A 261-nucleotide genomic window follows, 5' to 3' on the forward strand; every position below is an offset into this window, starting at 1 on the left:
TGGCCAATCTGCTGAACCTGTCCACCGGCTCGGTCCGAAACGAGATTGAATCCCTGGCCCGCAAGCTGAACGTCGCCGTCTGATCGCAGGTTTTTGGACGCACGGGCGGCGTTGCTGGTCGGCGCGCAATCGTCTATCTCGGGCCCTCTAAACGGCGCTTCGGCGCTGTGTTTCCCGGACATGGGGTCAGGCGTCATGGCGCGGAATGCGGGGGTCGCCCCCGAGGCGATCGAAAGCATTGCGGACCGGCCGGATCCGACG

Annotated in this window: 1 protein-coding gene; it reads right to left on the minus strand. The window is 65.1% G+C overall.

Going from position 1 to position 261, the window contains the following annotated elements; genetic code table 11:
- Positions 1–239 (minus strand): hypothetical protein (locus M2D63_RS25855; protein WP_285865895.1); only part of this gene is annotated, 239 nt, incomplete at its 3' end.
- Positions 240–261: the final 22 nt, after the last annotated feature.

Origin of the sequence: Pseudomonas sp. BJa5 (assembly GCF_030272875.2) — a bacterium.
GTDB lineage: Bacteria > Pseudomonadota > Gammaproteobacteria > Pseudomonadales > Pseudomonadaceae > Aquipseudomonas.